This is a genomic window from Streptomyces sp. NPDC102279, assembly GCF_044766365.1.
Lineage (GTDB): Bacteria > Actinomycetota > Actinomycetes > Streptomycetales > Streptomycetaceae > Streptomyces.
The window spans coordinates 618,507-635,439 of record NZ_JBIWLU010000003.1 but is presented as its reverse complement, the minus strand read 5'-3'; the positions used below and the strand labels follow the sequence as shown (position 1 = coordinate 635,439).

The following is a 16,933-nucleotide window of genomic DNA, read 5'->3' as shown; positions in this document are numbered from 1 at the left end:
GCCGGGGTTACTCCGCCGCTCGCAGGTCGAGGCCGATGTCCAGGATCGGCGAGGAGTGCGTGAGCGCGCCCACGGCCAGGAAGTCGACGCCCGTCCCCGCGTACGTCCCGGCGTCGGCGAGGGTGAGCCGGCCCGAGGCCTCCAGGAGGGCGCGGCCCTCGACGACGCCCACGGCCTTCTCGCACTCGGCGGGCGTGAAGTTGTCCAGAAGGATCAGGTCGGCGCCCGCGTCCACGACGTCGCGCAGCTGGTGCAGGGTGTCGACCTCGACCTCGATCGGGAGGTCCGGGAAGGCCTCCCGCACGGCCTTGAAGGCCTGTGCCACGCCGCCCGCGGCGACCACGTGGTTGTCCTTGACCAGTGCGGCGTCCGAGAGGGACATGCGGTGGTTGACGCCGCCGCCGCAGCGCACGGCGAACTTCTCCAGCGAGCGCAGGCCCGGCGTCGTCTTGCGGGTGTCCCGCACGCGGGTCTTGGTCCCCTCCAGGGCGTCCGCCCACGCGCGTGTGGCGGTCGCGATGCCGGACAGGCGGCACAGGATGTTGAGCGCGCTGCGCTCTGCCGTGAGCAGGTCGCGGGTGCGGGTGGTGACGCTGAGCAGGGTCTGGCCGGCCTCGACGCGGTCGCCGTCCTCGACGTGCCGCTCGACCTCGAACTCGTCCGTGCAGACCACCGAGAGCACGGCCTCGGCGACCCGCAGGCCGGCGACGACGCCCGCGTCCCGGGCGGTGAAGTCACCGGTGGACACGGCGTCCTCGGAGACGGTCGCGACGCTCGTCACGTCCACCCCGTGGTCGAGGTCCTCCTGGATCGCCACGTTGGCGATGTCCTCGACCTCGAGGGGGTCGAGTCCGGCGTCGGCGAGGAGCTGGGCGAGCGCGGGGTCGAGGCCGCACTCCAGGTACTCCTCGTCCGTTTCGGCGCCGCAGCCGCAGCCGTCGCCGCAGCCGCCGCTCTGGACGAGGGGAAGGTCGGGGGTGCTCACTTCGGTCACTGCTCCTGGGGAAGGGACGGGGGCGCCTGACGAGGCTGCCGGGTCGTCGGGGGGAAGTCTGCGGTATCGGTGGTCCGGACCGCGAGTGTCCGGTCGGGATTCAGCCGTACGACGATGTGGCGGCGCCAGTCCGTGTCGTCCCGGTCCGCGTGGTCCTCGCGCCAGTGGCAGCCGCGGGTCTCCTCGCGGAGGAGGGCGGCGGCGACCAGGACGCGGGCCACGCACAGCAGGTTGGTCGCCTCCCAGGTGTCGACGCCCGGCTCGGAGGTCTTGCCGTTCTCGTCGAGGGACTCCCGCGCCTCGCTGTGCAGCCGCTGGAGCTGGTCGGCCGCGGTCGCGAGGGACTCGCCGGAGCGCAGCACGCCGGCGCCGCCGGTCATGATCCGCTGGATCGCGAACCGGGCCTCCGGAGCGAGCAGCGGGTGCGCGGGCTTCTCGGGATGCGGGACCGGCTCGGGCACGCGCGCGTGGAGGCCGTTCTCGGCGCTGCCGGCCGCGATGTCCGCGGCGATGCGCTCCGCGTAGACCAGGCCCTCCAGAAGCGAGTTCGAGGCGAGCCGGTTCGCGCCGTGGACGCCGGTGCAGGCGACCTCGCCGCACGCGTACAGGCCGGGGACGGTGGTGCGGCCGCGGGCGTCGGTCCGTACGCCTCCGGAGGCGTAGTGGGCGGCCGGGGCGACCGGGACGGGCTCGGTGACGGGATCGATGCCGTGGGTACGGCAGGCGGCGAGGATGGTCGGGAAGCGGTGTTCCCACATGTCGGCGCCGAAGTGCCGGGCGTCGAGGAACATGTGCTCGGCGTCCCGCTCCTGCATGCGGCGCGTGATGCCCTTGGCGACGATGTCGCGGGGCGCCAGCTCGGCCAGTTCGTGCTGGCCGAGCATGAAGCGCACGCCGTCCGCGTCGACCAGGTGGGCGCCCTCGCCGCGCACCGCCTCGGAGACGAGCGGCTGCTGGCCCTCCGCGTCGGCCCCGAGGAACAGCACCGTCGGGTGGAACTGGACGAATTCGAGGTCGGAGACCTCGGCGCCCGCGCGCAGGGCGAGGGCCACGCCGTCGCCCGTGGAGACGGACGGGTTGGTGGTCGCGGAGTAGACCTGGCCCATGCCGCCGGTGGCGAGGACCACGGCGGGGGCGTGCACGGCGCCGACGCCGTCGTGCTGGCCCTCTCCCATGACGTGCAGGGTGACGCCCGCCGTGCGGCCCTCGGCGTCGGTGAGGAGGTCGAGGACGAGCGCGTTCTCGACCGTGGGCAGGCCGCGCGCGCGGACCGCCTCGACGAGGGCCCGGGAGATCTCGGCACCCGTGGCGTCGCCGCCCGCGTGCGCGATGCGCCGGCGGTGGTGACCGCCCTCCCGGGTGAGTTCGAGGCCGCCCTCGGAGGACTCGTCGAAGTGGGCGCCGGTCGCGATGAGCCGGCGGACGGCGTCGGGGCCCTCGGTGACGAGGATGCGCACCGCCTCCGCGTCGCACAGGCCGGCACCCGCGACGAGGGTGTCGTCGAGGTGCTGCTCGGGGGTGTCGCCGTCACCGAGGGCCGCGGCGATACCGCCCTGCGCCCAGCGGGTGGAGCCGTCGTCGAGGCGGGCCTTGGTGACGACGACGGTGCGCAGCCCCGCCGCCTCGCAGCGCAGGGCCGTGGTCAGGCCGGCGACGCCGGAGCCCACGACCACGACGTCCGCGGTGAGGGCCCAGCCGGGAGCGGGTGCGTGCAGGCGTATGCCGGTGCCTGTGGCGGTGTCTGAACCTGTGCCTTTGCCGGTCACGAGGCGGCTCCGAAGGTGAGGGGGATGTTGTCGATCAGCCGGGTCGTCCCGACCCGGGCGGCGACGGCGAGGACCGCCTCGCCGGTGAAGTCGTCCTGGATGTCGGTGAAGTCGGACGGGTCGACGAGGGCGAGGTAGTCCAGCATCAGCGGCGGGTTCATCCGCGCCGCCTCGTCGAGGACGAGGCGGGCGGCCGAGCGGACCCCGACGGGTCCGCCGGGGGCGGCCTTCGCGACGGCGTGCGCGTCGGCCGCGGCCCGGGACTCGCCCAGGGCGCTGAGGGCCTCGGCCCGCGCGCGCGTGGCGGGCACCTCGCGGGCCCGGGCGCGCAGCGCCTCCTGTGCGGCGTGCCGGTCGCGGCCCGCGAACAGGGCCTGCGAGAGGGCGAGCGCGGTGTGCCGCTCGGCCGCCGCCAGGTAGCGGTTGCGGCTGGAGAGGGCGAGGCCGTCCTCCTCGCGCACGGTGGTCACGCCGACGATGTCCACGCCGAAGTTCAGGTCGCGGACCATGCGCCGGATCAGGGCCAGCTGCTGGGCGTCCTTCTGCCCGAACAGCGCGGCGTTCGGGCGGGTGAGGTGCAGGAACTTGGCGACGACGGTGAGCATGCCGTCGAAGTGTCCCGGCCGCGCGGAGCCCTCCAGGCGCTCGCCCATCGGCCCGGCGGAGATCCGGACCTGCGGTTCGCCGCCGGGGTAGACCTCGTCCACGGAGGGCGCGAACACGACGTCCGCACCGGCCAGTTCGGCGATCTTCAGGTCGGCGTCGAGGGTGCGCGGGTAGCGGTCGAGGTCCTCGCCCTGCCCGAACTGGAGGGGGTTCACGAAGACGGTCACGACGACCTCGCCGCCGTCGCCCGCGATCTCGCGGGCGGCGCGGACCAGGGTGGCGTGGCCCTCGTGGAGGGCGCCCATCGTCATGACGACGGCGCGGCGGCCCGTGCGGGAGCGCGCGTGCAGCTCGTCGGCGGTGCGCAGCAGGGCGGTGGTCATCGGGTGTCTCCCTCGGTCCCCTGGGTCCCGTCCGCTCCGTTGGCGAGTACCCCCAGGAGGTCCTCGGCGAGTTCCGGCTTGAGCAGTCCGTGGGCGAGCGCGCGGTCGGCGGTCGCGCGGGCCATCGCGAGATAGCCGGCGACGGTCTGCGGTGCGTGCTCGCGCAGTTCGGCGACGTGTGCGGCGACCGTGCCGGCGTCACCGCGCGCGACGGGACCGGTGAGGGCCGCGTCGCCCGATCGCAGGGCGTTGTCCAGCGCGGCGCCCAGCAGCGGGCCGAGCATCCGGTCCGGGGCCTCGACACCTGCGGTGCGCAGCAGCTCCATGGACTCGGCGACCAGGGTCACCAGGTGGTTGGCGCCGAGCGCGAGGGCCGCGTGGTAGAGCGGCCGGGACTTCTCCGCGATCCACTCGGGCTCGCCGCCCATCTCGATCACCAGGGCCTCGGCGGCCAGCCGCAGCTCGTCGGGGGCGGTGACCCCGAAGGAGCAGCCGGCGAGCCGCTGGACGTCCACGGCGGTGCCGGTGAAGGTCATCGCGGGATGCAGCGCGAGCGGCAGCCCGCCCGCCCTGAGGACCGGGTCGAGGACGCGTGCGCCGTACCGGCCGGAGGTGTGCACGACGAGCTGGCCGGGCCGGACGGCCCCGGTCTCGGCGAGTCCTTCGACGAGCCCGGGCAGGGCGTCGTCCGGGACGGTCAGCAGCACCAGTTCGGAGCGCTCCAGGACCTGCGCCGGGGAGAGCAGCGGCACGTCGGGCAGCAGCTGCGCGGCGCGGCGCCGGGAGGCGTCGGAGACGCCCGAGACGGCCACCGGGCGGTGCCCGGCGAGCTGGAGCGCAGCGGCGAGCGCGGGGCCCACACGGCCGGCGCCGACGACGCCGACGGCGAGCCGCGCGGGGCGGTCCTTGGGCTCTGGCTGTGGGAATGTACTCACTCGACGGCGGCCTTCCGTTCCAGTCCGCTCGGGGTACCGGACGATTTCTCGTCATGTTAACGCGATTGTCTCGGGGGGCGTCGGTCGTCCACAGGCTGTGGACGACCGCGGACGGCCTGAAACCGCGGACGACCGACCGCGCGAACACGATCTGCGCAGGTCACAGGCGTGCGAAAAATTCGAGATGACCGGCCGGGCTCGCTCAGGACATCATCCAGGGATGAGTGACAGGGCGACAGAGACCGGTACGGAGCCTGCGGAGCAGGTCGGGGAAGAGGCGGCACCGCTGTCTCCCAAGGAGCGGTTCGAGCGGCGCGCGGTCGCCTGGAAGACGGCGGAGCGGGTGCTGTGGCGGCCCAGCTACCAGCAGACCCTTCGTGAGCGCCTGGCGTCGCTGAGCGAGGCCGCCGAGAAGACGTACGACCTCGACGGGCGGGTCGACATGTACGGCGACGGCATCGTCGAGGCCCTGGAGGAGCGCGTCGCCGGGCTGCTGGGCAAGGAGGCCGCGGCGTTCTTCCCGACCGGCACCATGGCGCAGCAGATCGCGCTGCGCTGCTGGGCGGGCCGCACCGGGAACCCGACGGTGGCCCTGCACGCCCTCAACCATCCCGAGGTCCATGAGCGGCACGCGTTCAGCCAGGTCAGCGGTTTGCGCCCGGTGCGTCTGACGGACGAGTCGCGGATGCCGACCGCCGAGGAGGTACGGGACTTCCCCGAGCCGTTCGGCGCGCTGCTGCTGGAACTGCCCCTCAGGGACGCCGGTTTCGTCCTGCCCACCTGGGAGGAGCTGACCGAGGTCGTCGAGGCCGCCCGCGAACGGGACGCGGTGGTCCACTTCGACGGGGCACGCCTCTGGGAGTGCACCCCGCACTTCGGCCGCCCCCTCGACGAGATCGCGGGCCTCGCGGACAGCGTGTACGTGTCGTTCTACAAGTCCCTCGACGGCTTCGGCGGCGCGGCGATCGCCGGCCCCAGGACGCTCGTCGACGAGGCGAAGACCTGGCGGCACCGGTACGGCGGCATGATCATCCAGCAGTTCCCGACCGTCCTGTCCGCCCTGAACGGCCTGGAGCGGGAACTGCCCCGGCTGCCGGAGTACGTCGCTCACGCGCGCGTGGTGGCCACCGCTCTGCGCGAGGGGCTCGCCGAGGCCGGGGTGCCGTGGGCCCGCGTCCACCCGGAGGTGCCGCACACCCACCAGTTCCAGGTCTGGCTGCCGTACGACCCGGACGTCCTCGGGGACGCGGCGCTGCTGCAGACCGAGGAGACGCGGACGGGCCTGTTCGGCCAGGGCTGGGCACCCGCGGGCCCGGGCATCTCGCTCACCGAGGTCACCGTGGCGGAACCGGGCCTGGAGTGGACGGCGGACGACGTGAAGGCGGCCGTCCGCGAGTTCGTGAAGCGGCTGCCCGCGAGTTCGTGAGGCCGCTGCCCGGCGCGGTCTCCCGGCGGCCGCGACGGGTCACGGGGTCCGGGTGGCCTCGACGGGCCACGCGGTCTCCGGGCGGCCCGCGTCGGGCCGGGGCTCAGCAGGCCGGGTGGTGGCGTCCTCCGTGCAGCCACCGGCCCAGCGCGCCCCGGATCCGGCCCCGCGCCGGACGCCCGGCCACGACGGCCCGGAAGCGCCGGTACTCACGCAGCTCGCGCACGGTCTCGGCGTCGTGGGTGCCCGGTGCCGGAGGGGCGGGCTCCCCGTGCTGCGCGGCCCGGTAGGTGTCCAGGAGGTACTGCTGGGTGATGCTCATGACGGATCGCCTTTCCGGACGGTGACGGGATCCGAAGGCCCGCACGAAGTGCCCTGGTCGTACCAGGTTGCGCCTGATCACGACGGGTGTCCCGTCGATTGACGGCTGCGGTCAATCGACGGCGGCCGTTGTCGGTGGCGGGGTGCACCATGGGGGCATGAGCGTGCGTATCGACATCGGGGGGCTGCGGCCGGAGCGGATCAGTTTCGTGCCGTCCCCGCTGGCCGAGCTGGGCATGGCGCTGCACGCGCTCGCGGAGCCCGGCCACCACCCCGGTCTCCTGGGCTGGGTGACCGGCGTGACCGCCGGGCTCGACCCGCACCTCGCGGACCGTATGTGCGAGGCGGACTTCCTGTGGCGTACGACGTTCTCGGACCTGTTCCTGCCGTGCGCGGGCATCCCCGGCGGGGCCACCCTGCCGGGCGGGACGCTCGCCGAGGACCTGGACCTGCTGGACAAGCTCACCGACGAGCAGTTCGTGGACGCGGCCCTGGAGTTCACCTCGGCGCTGGCGTACAGCTCCGCGGGACCGCACGCCCTCGGCGATCCCGAGGTGCGCCGCAGGGCCGTCGACCTGGCCGCCTCTCGCGGCCCGCAGCAGACGCGGTTCACCGAGCGGCTGCTGACGGACCCGCCCGGCGTGCGGGCCTGGCTGCGGCAGTTCCTGGAGGACTGCGACGAGGCCTTCTTCGCCGAGACGTGGTCCCGGCTGCGGCACCCGCTGGCCGCCGAGGCCAGGCACCGGACCGAGCTGCTCCGCCGCAAGGGCCTGGCCGAGGCGCTGACCTCCGTCTCCTCCGCGCTGTCGCTGGACGAGACGGCAGGGCGCATCGTCGTCGACAAGCTGACCGAGGGGCACACGGTCACGGCGGACGGCGGTCTGCTCCTCGTCCCCACCAGCCTCGGCCGCCCGCACCTGATGGTCCTGCACCGGTACCGCTGGCAGCCCGTGCTGCACTACCCCGTCAGCTCCCCCGACTCCCCCGACCTCGCCGTCCCGCCCTCCGTGGAGCAGCTCACCCTGCGCATGAACGCCCTCTCCCACCCCGTCCGGATGCGTATCTGCCGTCACCTGGCGCGCAGCGCGTACACCACCGGCGAGCTGGCGCAGGTGCACGGCGTGACCGCGCCGGAGATATCCCGGCACCTGAGCGTGCTCAAGAAGGCGGGCCTGGTCACCACCCGGCGGCGCGGCCGGTACGTGCTGCACCAGCTCGACGTCGGTGTGGTGGCACGGCTGGGCAGCGACTTCCTGGAAGGCCTCCTGCGGTAGGGCGGCCCGCCGGTGGCCGGGCGGAGGGGATTGCGCGGACGGGCGCCGGGGGTCAGTCGAAGCGGATGTGGCGCGTGCTCGTCCACGCACGCCGCAGGCGCCCGCGGACGGCCCCGTCGCGGTTGGGCGTGAGCGTCAGTCCCGCGAGCACCGCGATCCGGTCGGCGGTCCTCGCGACCGTCGCCTGATCGGTCCACAGATGCTCGGCGAACTCCGGTTCGCGCAGCCGCTCCAGGCAGTGGTCGAGCCGCTCCACGGCCCAACTCTCGCGCCGCAGCGGGGCGTCCTTCCCGGCGACGTACCGCAGGAGCCGCCCGAAGCCGCGCTCGCGCAGCCGCGCCAGTACGGTCTCCCGCTCGGCCAGCAGCGTGAAGTGCCGTACGTCGTGGCCCAGTTCACGAAGGCGGCCGACCGTCTCCGCGAAGTGCCGTGGATCGGTCACCGTCATGGGCGCGATGACCACACCGTCGTGCTTGCCGAGCGCGAGGTCGAGCACCTCCACGACGCCCTGCCGCCAGGACACCAAGTCCTGGAAGTCGCCGCGCAGTTCGGGCGGCAGCATCCGGCGCAGACCGAAGCCGGGATGTTCCGGGTCGCAGATGACGCTGCCGGGCAGCCGGCGCTGGATCTCGTGTGCGGTCTGTGTCTTGCCGCCCCCGAAGGGGCCGTTGATCCACAGGAGCATGCGCAGACCCTAGTGGGCGCCGGTCACGCCCCGGTCACGCCTGCGGCCCCGGGCGTGACCGGGTCAGCCGAGCCCGCCGGCCCGGACCAGCCCCGTCTCGTACGCCAGCACGACGACCTGGACCCGGTCGCGCAGCCCCAGCTTCGTGAGGATGCGCCCCACATGGGTCTTCACGGTGGCTTCGGAGAGGACGAGCCGCGCCGCGATCTCGCCGTTCGACAGGCCCTGTGCGACGAGGATCATCACCTCGCGCTCCCGTTCGGTGAGCCGCTCCAGGCCCTTGTGCTGGGGCTCCTTGCCCGTGTTGGGCAGCATCGGCGCGAACCGGTCGAGCAGCCGCCGCGTGGTGGACGGCGCGACGACCGCGTCACCGCTGTGCACGGACCGGATGGCGGCGAGCAGTTCGCCGGGCGGCACGTCCTTGAGCATGAAGCCCGAGGCGCCCGCCTTCAGCCCGGAGAAGGCGTACTCGTCGAGGTCGAAGGTGGTGAGGATCAGCACCTTCGGCGGGTTCGGGTCCGAGCAGATGCGGCGGGTCGTCTCCACGCCGTCCAGCTTCGGCATGCGCACGTCCATCAGCACCACGTCGACCGCTGTGGCGCTCAGCACCTGCAGGGCCTCGACGCCGTCGCCCGCCTCGGCCACGACCTCCATGTCCGGCTGGGCGGCGAGCACCATCCGGAAGCCGGTGCGCAGCAGCACCTGGTCGTCGACGAGCATCACGCGGATCGCCATCGGGGTCCTTTCACTTCGTACGGGTCACCGTACGGATCAACTACGGATCAAGCGTGTGTACAGGTGTCAGTGGGCCGGTTTGAGCGGCAGCAGGGCGCTGATGCGGAAGCCTCCACCCGGCCGCGGCCCCGCGTCCAGGGTGCCGCCGACCATGCCGATGCGCTCGCGCATGCCGATCAGGCCGTGGCCCTGCCCGTCGGCGCCCCCCTCCTCGTACAGCTCGTGGGGTGCGCCCTTGCCGTCGTCCTCGACGAGCAGGCCGAGGCCGTCGTCGAAGTAGACCAGGCGGACGCTCGCCCCCGCGTTCGGCCCCCCGTGCTTGCGCGTGTTGGTGAGCGCCTCCTGCACGATGCGGTACGCCGTCAGCTCCACGCCGCTGGGCAGCGGCCGCGGGGTGCCCTCCACCTTGAAGTCGACGGGGAGGCCGGAGGCGCGGCACTGCTCGATGAGGTCGTCGAGCTGCTCGACGTCGGGCTGCGGCACGTACTCGCCGCCCTCCTGGTGCTCGCCGGTGCGCAGGACGCCGAGCAGGCGGCGCATCTCGGCGAGGGCCTGGCGGCCGGTCCCGGAGATGGTCTCCAGGGCTTTCCTGGCCTGGTCCGGGGCGGTGTCCATGACGTACGCGGCGCCGTCGGCCTGGACCACCATCACCGAGACGTTGTGCGCGACGACGTCGTGCAGCTCACGGGCGATCCGGGCGCGCTCGGCGGCGACGGCCACCTTGGCCTGCGCCTCGCGCTCCTTCTCCAGCCGGGCCGCGCGTTCCTCCAGCTGGGCCAGGTAGGCCCGGCGGGTGCGGATCGAGTCGCCGAGCACCCAGGCGAGCGCGAACGGAACGGTCTGGAAGATCGCTATGAGGACGCTGCCCAGGGCGCCCGACTCGTTCGCCGGCCAGCGGAGCTGCGCGAGCGTGCCCGCGCACAGGCCGCCGGCCAGTGCGAACCGCGACGCCCAGCGCGCGCCGTCCGCGGCGACCGTGTAGATGATCACGAGCATCGCGAAGTCGGCGGTCATCACCTCGACGTCGACGACGAGCTGCACGAAGCCCATGGCCGCGGCCAGGACGAGCATCTTTTCCGGCATACGGCGGCGCAGCGCGACCACCACACACAGGACGAAGGCGATGGGCAGCGTCTCGGCGATCGACCCGTGGTGGTCCGCGGCCCCGTCGACACTGACGATGTTCACGCCGGTGATCCCGAGCAGGGCGACGGCCCAGAAGCTGTCGACCCATGTCGGGTGCCTGCGGAGAAAGTCATAGAGGCGCTGCACGTAACCCAGAGTAGGGAAGCGTGCAGCGTGCAGGGGTCAACCGGAGGATCGATCCGGGACCGCCCCTCGTACTCCCCAAGGTGGAGGCCCTCCCCTTCCCGGCCCATAGTGTGGGCCGGTGAGAGCGACGACAGGCCCCAGGGCGAACGGCCGCCGGCGCGGGTGGCGCGCGGCGACGGAAGAGGCGCTGTACGGGCCCTCCGGCTTCTACCGCAGGCCCGAGGGACCGGCGGGACACTTCCGGACCTCGGTGCACGCGTCCCCGCTCTTCGCGGGGGCCGTGGCACGGCTGCTGTGCCGTCTCGACGCGGCGCTCGGCCGGCCCGGGGAGCTGGCGTTCGTCGACATGGCGGCAGGCCGTGGCGAGCTGGTGACCGGGGTCCTCGCCACCCTCCCCGCCGAAGTGGCCGCCCGGGTGCGCGCGTACGCGGTCGAGCGCGCCGGCCGTCCCGCCGGTCTGGACGCCCGGATCAGCTGGCTCGCCGAGCCGCCGCGCGCCATCACCGGGCTGCTCTTCGCCAACGAGTGGCTGGACAACGTGCCGGTCGACGTCGCCGAGACGGACACGGAGGGAGTGCCGCGGCTGGTCCTCGTGGGCGACGACGGCTCCGAACGCCTCGGGGAGCCCGTCGGCGGCGCGGACGCGGAATGGCTGCGCACCTGGTGGTGGACGCCGTCCTCCGCCCCCTCCGAAGGCTCCCGGGCCGAGATCGGGCTGCTCCGGGACCTGGCCTGGGCCGGCGCCGTGGCCTCGCTCGACCGGGGGCTCGCCGTCGCCGTCGACTACGCCCACTTCGCCGGACGGCGACCGCCCTTCGGGACCCTCACCGGCTTCCGGGAAGGGCGGGAGACGGCACCGGTGCCGGACGGTTCGTGCGACATCACCGCGCATGTGGCGCTGGACGCGTGCGCACGGCCCGGAGGGCATGTGACGTCGCAGCGCGCGGCGCTTCGGGCGCTGGGCGTGAGCGGCGCGCGCCCCCCGCTCACGCTCGCGTCGACGGACCCCGCCGCCTACGTCCGCGCTCTCGCGGGCGCGGGGGCGGCGGCGGAACTGACCGCGCCGGGGGGCCTCGGCGACTTCGGCTGGCTGATCCGTCCCGTCGGCCTCCGGGGCACCGGCGAAGCCGTCCCGGAGGACGGCGACCCCTTCGGGGCCCTACTTGTCGATGTCCCCGACGACGAAGAACAGTGACCCGAGGATCGCCACCATGTCCGCGACCAGCGTGCCGGGCAGCAGCTCGGTGAGCGCCTGGATGTTGTTGAACGACGCGGACCGCAGCTTCAGCCGGTACGGCGTCTTCTCGCCCTTGCTGACGAGGTAGTAGCCGTTGATGCCGAGCGGGTTCTCGGTCCACGCGTACGTGTGCCCCTCGGGCGCCTTCAGGACCTTGGGCAGCCGCTGGTTGATCGGCCCGGGCGGCAGCCCGGCGAGCCGGTCGAGGCAGGCGTCCGCGAGGTCCAGGGAGACGTGCGTCTGCTCCAGGAGGCACTCGAAGCGGGCCAGGCAGTCGCCCTCCTGCCGGGTGACGACCCGCAGGGTGTCCTGCAGTTCGCCGTACGCCAGGTAGGGCTCGTCACGGCGCAGGTCGAAGTCCACACCGGAGGCGCGCGCGACGGGACCGCTCACTCCGTAGGCGTGCACGGCCTCCGCGGACAGGGTGCCCACACCGCGGGTCCGCCCCCGGAAGATCTCGTTGCCGAGCACCAGGTCGTCGTACACGTCCATCCGCGAGCGCAGCGCGGCGACGGAGGCACGCGCGCGCGAGGCCCATCCGGCCGGGAGGTCCTCCTTGAGGCCGCCGACCCGGTTGAACATGTAGTGCATGCGCCCGCCGGAGATCTCCTCCATGACGTGCTGCAGTTCCTCGCGCTCGGTGAAGGCGTGGAAGATCGGGGTGATCCCGCCCAGCTCCAGGGGATAGGACCCCAGGAACATCAGATGGTTGAGGACGCGGTTCAGCTCGGCGAGGAGCGTGCGGGTCCACACCGCGCGCGCGGGCACCTCCATGCCGAGCATCCGCTCCACGGCGAGGACCACGCCCAGCTCGTTCGAGAAGGCGGACAGCCAGTCGTGGCGGTTGGCCAGCATGATGATCTGGCGGTAGTCGCGCGCCTCGAAGAGCTTCTCCGCGCCGCGGTGCATATAGCCGACGACCGGCTCCGCGTGCTGGATCCGCTCGCCGTCGAGCACGAGCCTGAGCCGCAGCACGCCGTGCGTGGACGGGTGCTGGGGGCCGATGTTGAGCACCATGTCGGTGCTCTCCGCGGCGCCGCCGATACCGACCATGGTCTCCGTCGTGGGAGTCATGGACACAGTCTGTCGTACGTACGCTTGCCCCATGGAGACGGGGAGCACGGAGACCGCCGAGAACGCGACGCCCGAGCCGGTGTGGACCGGACTGCCTCCGGGGCTGCTGCGGATGCGCCGACTGCTGCTGGTGGTGTGGCTGGGGCTGCTGACGGTCGCCGTCGGAGTGCTCCTCGGCGTGTTCGCGGGTACCGGCTGGGCCCTGTTCGCACTGCTCCCGCTCGCCCTGGCGGTGTGGGGCTGGCGCATGCTGGGCCGCAACTGGCGCTCCTGGCGGTACGCCGAGCGCTCCGACGACCTGCTGATCAGCCGGGGCGTGCTGTGGCGCGAGGAGACCGTGGTGCCGTACGGGCGCATGCAGCTGGTCGAGGTGACCTCCGGGCCGGTCGAGCGGCACTTCGGGCTCGCCAGCGTGCAGCTGCACACGGCGGCCGCGGCGACCGACGCCTGCATCCCCGGGCTCGACCCGGCCGAGGCGGAGCGGCTGCGCGACCGGCTGACCGAACTCGGCGAGGCCCGATCGGCGGGCCTGTGAGCGCGGCCTCACCGGGCCCCTCGGGTCCCCCGCCCGCCGTGCCCGGGGCCCCGGCCGCCACGGCCGCCACGGCCGCCACGGCCGCGCTGCCGGACGAGGACGCGGTCGCCGGACAGGAGCCGCTGTCCGAGCGGCGGCTGCATCCCGTGACCCCGTTCCGGCGTGCCTGGGCGCCTGTCGCCGTGATCGCCGGCTGGGCCGTCCACGACCCCAACCAGGCGCAGGAACAGCTGACCCGGCTCACCACGACGGCGCTGCTCGTCGGGCTCGCCGTGATCGTGCCGGGCGCCGCCCTGTACGGCTTCCTGAGCTGGTGGTTCACCCACTTCGCGGTGACGGACACGGAACTGCGCATCCGCACCGGGCTGTTGTTCCGCCGCACCGCGCACATCCGGCTCGACCGGCTCCAGGCCGTCGACGTCACCCAGCCGCTGCTGGCCCGCGTCGCGGGCGTCGCCAAGCTGAAGCTCGACGTCGTCGGGGCGGACAAGAAGGACGAACTGGCCTACCTGGGCGAGGGCGAGGCCCGCAAGCTCCGTGCCGTGCTCCTCGCCCGCGCGGCCGGGTTCACGCCCGAGGCCGCCCGCGAGGTCGGCGAGGCGCCGGTGCGGCAACTGCTGCACGTGCCGCCCGGCGTCCTCGCCGTCTCCCTGCTGCTGACCGGCGCCACCTGGGGCTCCCTGGCCGCCGCGCTCGTCGTCCCGCCGCTGCTGTGGTTCGCCACGCACAGCGTGTGGACGGTTCTCGCGACCGGCATCCCGCTGCTCGGCGCGGCGGGCGCGAGCAGCGTGGGCCGCTTCGTCGGCGAGTACGACTGGACGGTGGGCGAGTCCCCCGACGGGCTGCGCATCGACCACGGGCTCCTGGACCGTACGCACGAGACGGTGCCGCCCGGCCGGGTGCAGACCGTGCGGATCGTCGAGCCGCTGCTCTGGCGGCGGCGCGGCTGGGTCCGCGTCGAACTGGACGTGGCGGGATCGTCGAACTCGGTCCTCGTGCCGGTCGCCCCGCGCGAGGTCGCCGAGGCCGTGATCGCCGCGGTGCTGCCCGGGGTGACCGTCCCGGCGTCCCTGGACCGGCCCCCGCGGCGGGCCCGCTGGTGCCTGCCGATCTGGTGGCGCGGCCAGGGACTCGCCGTCACCGGCGCGGTCCTCGCGGCGCGGCACGGCCTGCTGCGGCGCAACCTCTCCCTGGTCCCGCACGCGAAGGTGCAGAGCGTCCGGCTGACGCAGGGGCCCTGGGAGCGGTTCAAGGGGCTCGCCGACGTGCGCGTCGACACGGGCGCGGGCAAGACGGTGACGGTACGGCTGCGCGACACCGCGGAGGCGAGGGAACTGCTCCAGGCACAGGCGGACCGTTCCCGCACGGGGCGGCGCGAGGCCCGGCCGGACCGGTGGATGGCCTGACGGGGCGAAGGATCTGACGGCGTGCGGCTCCGACCGGGCGAAGACTCCGACACGGGACGGCACCCGCGCGTGGCCGGGGAGAGCGCCACGCGCGCGTGTCCAGCGCATTCCGGGTGGAGAGAGCGGTGAGGGCAGTGGCGTGGTGCCACTGCCCTCCGCGTCAGCTGCGTCGGATGTGCGCGCGGCTCAGGAAGCCGCGCTGCGCAGTCCCGCCACGTCGATCTGCTCGGTCTCGTCGTGCGCGGTCAGGTCGATGACCTGGCCGGCCCCGAGCGAACCCTCGCTCGCGGTCTTGAACCCGGACTCCGCCTCCGCCTTGTGCAGGGCGAGCGCCTCCTGGCCGACGACATCGGCCAGGTCCTCGTTCTGCACGGCCTCCATCGTGGCCGCGTCGGAGGCTTCCTTCTGCGTACCGAAGAAGTCGAACCCGCCCTCGACCGAGGGACGTCGCACCGGCGCGGTGGGCGGGGCGACGGCCACGGCCGTCGGAACGGTGAAGTGCCCGGACCGCTTCACGGGCTCGGCGGGCTTGGCGGGGTGGTGCGCCCGGGCCGCCGGAGCCGGCACGACGTCCGCTGCGGACGGAGCGGGGGAGCCGGGCGACGTGGCCCGGGTGACCGGGCGGGAGGGCGAAGGCTTGGCTTCGGCGGCCGCGCGCTGATGCCCGCCGACCGCCTCGGGCTTCCCCTGCGCCCCACCGTCCTCCGCGCCGGCGCCCGAGGACGGCCCCGGTCCGGCGGAGCGGCCCGCGTCCGGCGGTGTTGTCGGCCCACGCCGTGGAGCGCCCTTCGGGGGCTCGCCGTTCGGGATCGCGGCCTTCGGGCCGGTCGCGCGATGCCGGGCCGCCGCGCTCTTGCGGGCCGCCGCGTCCTTCACGGCCGCGTCGAGCGCCGACTCGCCGTGCTCGGCACCCTGCGAGGTGGCCGTCTCCGGCTCCGCGCCGCCTTCGGCATCCGCGTCCGTAACGGGCGCGGCATCGGGGTCCGGGTCGATGTCGGGGTCGCTGTCGGACTCCGCCACGGCGACCGCTCCGGGAGCCGCCGTCCCGGCGTCCTCCTTCTGCGGACCACCGCTCGATATCCGGCTCAGCGCGGCGCCCGCCCGCAGGAACAGCCCCGAACCGGCCGGCGAGAAGACCTCACTCACCTTCTCGGCGTCGGCACTGGCGTCGGCTCCGGCCTCCGCACCGGTGTCGGCGCCGGGGTCCGTGGTGTCGTCGCCCGCGGGCGACGAATCGTCGTCCCCGGCCGCCGTCCCGGCGTCCTCGGCGGCCTCTGCCGACGTGGAGTCGGCCGCGTCCTTCGTGTCGTCCTGCGTGTCCTCGGCCGAGTCGGCGTCGTCCGCCGGCGCAGCCCCCACGGCCTCGGAGGACCGTTCGCGCTCGCCTTCGGTGTCCGGAGCCTCGGCGACGCCGAAGAATCCCGCCGGGTCGACGGGTTCCGGGACGGCCGTCTCGTCCGGAGCGGTCCGCGCGGCCGGGAGGGCACGCGTCGGGACCGACGCCTCTATGGCGAGCTGCCGGCGCCCTTCCAGGGCGGTCGCCCGCTCCGTCTCCGCGGTCGCGTACCGCCGCAGCAGCGCCGCGTGTTCGTTGCGCAGGCCGGCCAGCTCGGTGCGCTTGGCGCGCAGCTTGTGCTCCAGCTTCACGCGCAGCTCGCGCGACTCGTCGAGGTCGGTCTCCAGTTCGGCGACCCGTTCGTCGTGACGCCACTCGTCGCTCGCCCGCGCGCGCGTGAGGTCGGCGACGCGTTTGCCGGCCGCGGTGTCCCAGCGGCGCATGACGACCGCACCGGCGACCGCCGTCACCGCGGCACCCGCGGCCAGCACACGGAGCACGGTCGGCTCCGTGAACAACCAGGGCCCCACGGCGCAGACGAGCGACACGCCGGCGATCGCCGAAGGAGGCAGCAGCCTGTGCAAGGGCGGGGAATGGCGGTGGCGTCCACGTGGCATGGCCAGAAACTTACCGCGCGTAGGCGAATCGTGGTGCCCCGCACGGTAAAAACACAGCCACCCCGGAGGCTTTGTCGCGTACCGGCCGCCGACAGGACGTGTCCCTTGTCCCGCAAGGGCCGTCGCAAACCACCGGCCTCCCCCGCCCGTTGATCAATTCGGCCCGTCCCAGGCCGTCACCTCATCGGAATCAGCGGGCGGCGGTAATTCTCCGGAACGGCTTTTCGGCGCCGGACACCGAATTCGTCCCGACCCGGCACACCCCCGTCACATCCCCCGACGACACCCTCACGCCCCCGCGCGGGACATCGGTGCGGCGCCCGCGGAACGG

15 protein-coding genes are annotated in these 16,933 nt (G+C 73.9%); 5 read left to right on the top strand and 10 right to left on the bottom strand.

Translation table 11 applies throughout. The features are described from left to right. Window positions 1-7: 7 nt before the first annotated feature. From nadC to ACIRQH_RS09605, 4 genes are read right to left on the bottom strand one after another with little or no spacing between them, the layout of a single operon-like run. Window positions 8-985 (bottom strand): carboxylating nicotinate-nucleotide diphosphorylase, encoded by a 978-nt coding sequence (gene nadC / locus ACIRQH_RS09620; RefSeq protein ID WP_388930195.1) that lies wholly within the window; start codon window positions 983-985, stop codon window positions 8-10. A gap of 5 nt (window positions 986-990) precedes the next feature. Continuing rightward, a complete protein-coding gene (locus ACIRQH_RS09615; RefSeq protein WP_404224972.1) occupies window positions 991-2,760 on the bottom strand; it encodes an L-aspartate oxidase in 1,770 nt (589 codons plus the stop codon). Beyond that, window positions 2,757-3,749 carry a pantoate--beta-alanine ligase gene (gene panC, locus ACIRQH_RS09610; protein WP_404224970.1) on the bottom strand — a complete coding sequence of 331 codons (993 nt, stop codon included), beginning with the start codon at window positions 3,747-3,749 and terminating at the stop codon, window positions 2,757-2,759. The genes ACIRQH_RS09615 and panC overlap by 4 nt, the downstream gene beginning before the upstream one ends. Continuing rightward, on the bottom strand, window positions 3,746-4,684 hold the full coding sequence (locus ACIRQH_RS09605; protein ID WP_358815522.1) for a DUF2520 domain-containing protein: 939 nt from the start codon (window positions 4,682-4,684) through the stop codon (window positions 3,746-3,748). Before ACIRQH_RS09605 ends, panC begins: the two co-directional genes overlap by 4 nt. 220 nt (window positions 4,685-4,904) lie before the next feature. Here ACIRQH_RS09605 and ACIRQH_RS09600 point away from each other — a divergent pair, with 220 nt between their 5' ends. After that, window positions 4,905-6,110, top strand: coding sequence for a threonine aldolase family protein (locus tag ACIRQH_RS09600; RefSeq protein WP_388876103.1), 1,206 nt, complete (start codon window positions 4,905-4,907; stop codon window positions 6,108-6,110). A 103-nt stretch (window positions 6,111-6,213) separates the two neighbouring features. Here ACIRQH_RS09600 and ACIRQH_RS09595 read toward each other — a convergent pair whose 3' ends face one another. Further along, window positions 6,214-6,432 carry a hypothetical protein gene (locus ACIRQH_RS09595; protein WP_388876100.1) on the bottom strand — a complete coding sequence of 73 codons (219 nt, stop codon included), beginning with the start codon at window positions 6,430-6,432 and terminating at the stop codon, window positions 6,214-6,216. Between the two features lie 157 nt (window positions 6,433-6,589). Here ACIRQH_RS09595 and ACIRQH_RS09590 point away from each other — a divergent pair, with 157 nt between their 5' ends. Beyond that, a complete protein-coding gene (locus ACIRQH_RS09590; protein WP_388876097.1) occupies window positions 6,590-7,705 on the top strand; it encodes a DUF5937 family protein in 1,116 nt (371 codons plus the stop codon). Window positions 7,706-7,757: 52 nt separating this feature from the next. On the opposite strand, the gene ACIRQH_RS09585 is transcribed toward ACIRQH_RS09590, so the two are convergent. From ACIRQH_RS09585 to ACIRQH_RS09575, 3 genes are all read right to left on the bottom strand, one after another. Further along, complete coding sequence (locus tag ACIRQH_RS09585; RefSeq protein WP_358815518.1) at window positions 7,758-8,390, bottom strand: AAA family ATPase; 633 nt, start codon at window positions 8,388-8,390, stop codon at window positions 7,758-7,760. 63 nt (window positions 8,391-8,453) lie between these two features. Continuing rightward, a complete protein-coding gene (locus tag ACIRQH_RS09580; protein WP_081218619.1) occupies window positions 8,454-9,125 on the bottom strand; it encodes a response regulator transcription factor in 672 nt (223 codons plus the stop codon). A gap of 66 nt (window positions 9,126-9,191) precedes the next feature. Continuing rightward, a complete protein-coding gene (locus ACIRQH_RS09575; RefSeq protein ID WP_358815517.1) occupies window positions 9,192-10,397 on the bottom strand; it encodes a sensor histidine kinase in 1,206 nt (401 codons plus the stop codon). 118 nt (window positions 10,398-10,515) lie between these two features. On the opposite strand from ACIRQH_RS09575, the gene ACIRQH_RS09570 reads away from it, so the two are divergent. Continuing rightward, window positions 10,516-11,592, top strand: a complete 1,077-nt coding sequence (locus ACIRQH_RS09570; protein WP_404224966.1) for an SAM-dependent methyltransferase — start codon at window positions 10,516-10,518, stop codon at window positions 11,590-11,592. Here the strand turns inward: ACIRQH_RS09570 and ACIRQH_RS09565 are convergent. After that, window positions 11,557-12,708: an NADH-quinone oxidoreductase subunit D gene (locus ACIRQH_RS09565; RefSeq protein ID WP_404224964.1), complete on the bottom strand. Its 1,152-nt coding sequence runs from the start codon at window positions 12,706-12,708 to the stop codon at window positions 11,557-11,559. The genes ACIRQH_RS09570 and ACIRQH_RS09565 overlap by 36 nt on opposite strands. A gap of 31 nt (window positions 12,709-12,739) precedes the next feature. Here ACIRQH_RS09565 and ACIRQH_RS09560 point away from each other — a divergent pair, with 31 nt between their 5' ends. Together ACIRQH_RS09560 and ACIRQH_RS09555 are read left to right on the top strand one after the other, a co-directional pair. Further along, window positions 12,740-13,243: a PH domain-containing protein gene (locus ACIRQH_RS09560; protein WP_388876088.1), complete on the top strand. Its 504-nt coding sequence runs from the start codon at window positions 12,740-12,742 to the stop codon at window positions 13,241-13,243. An 86-nt stretch (window positions 13,244-13,329) separates the two neighbouring features. Beyond that, window positions 13,330-14,649: a PH domain-containing protein gene (locus ACIRQH_RS09555; protein ID WP_388876176.1), complete on the top strand. Its 1,320-nt coding sequence runs from the start codon at window positions 13,330-13,332 to the stop codon at window positions 14,647-14,649. 186 nt (window positions 14,650-14,835) lie between these two features. Here the strand turns inward: ACIRQH_RS09555 and ACIRQH_RS09550 are convergent, their stop codons facing one another. Beyond that, complete coding sequence (locus ACIRQH_RS09550) at window positions 14,836-16,602, bottom strand: hypothetical protein (protein WP_404224962.1); 1,767 nt, start codon at window positions 16,600-16,602, stop codon at window positions 14,836-14,838. Window positions 16,603-16,933: the final 331 nt, after the last annotated feature.

Coding starts and splice junctions, on each gene's coding strand:
- panC (WP_404224970.1), bottom strand. CDS start 3,749: ATGACCACCGCCCTGCTGCGCACCGCCGACGAGCTGCACGCGCGCTCC.
- ACIRQH_RS09600 (WP_388876103.1), top strand. CDS start 4,905: ATGAGTGACAGGGCGACAGAGACCGGTACGGAGCCTGCGGAGCAGGTC.
- ACIRQH_RS09595 (WP_388876100.1), bottom strand. CDS start 6,432: ATGAGCATCACCCAGCAGTACCTCCTGGACACCTACCGGGCCGCGCAG.
- ACIRQH_RS09590 (WP_388876097.1), top strand. CDS start 6,590: ATGAGCGTGCGTATCGACATCGGGGGGCTGCGGCCGGAGCGGATCAGT.
- ACIRQH_RS09585 (WP_358815518.1), bottom strand. CDS start 8,390: ATGCTCCTGTGGATCAACGGCCCCTTCGGGGGCGGCAAGACACAGACC.
- ACIRQH_RS09580 (WP_081218619.1), bottom strand. CDS start 9,125: ATGGCGATCCGCGTGATGCTCGTCGACGACCAGGTGCTGCTGCGCACC.
- ACIRQH_RS09565 (WP_404224964.1), bottom strand. CDS start 12,708: ATGACTCCCACGACGGAGACCATGGTCGGTATCGGCGGCGCCGCGGAG.
- ACIRQH_RS09560 (WP_388876088.1), top strand. CDS start 12,740: ATGGAGACGGGGAGCACGGAGACCGCCGAGAACGCGACGCCCGAGCCG.
- ACIRQH_RS09550 (WP_404224962.1), bottom strand. CDS start 16,602: ATGCCACGTGGACGCCACCGCCATTCCCCGCCCTTGCACAGGCTGCTG.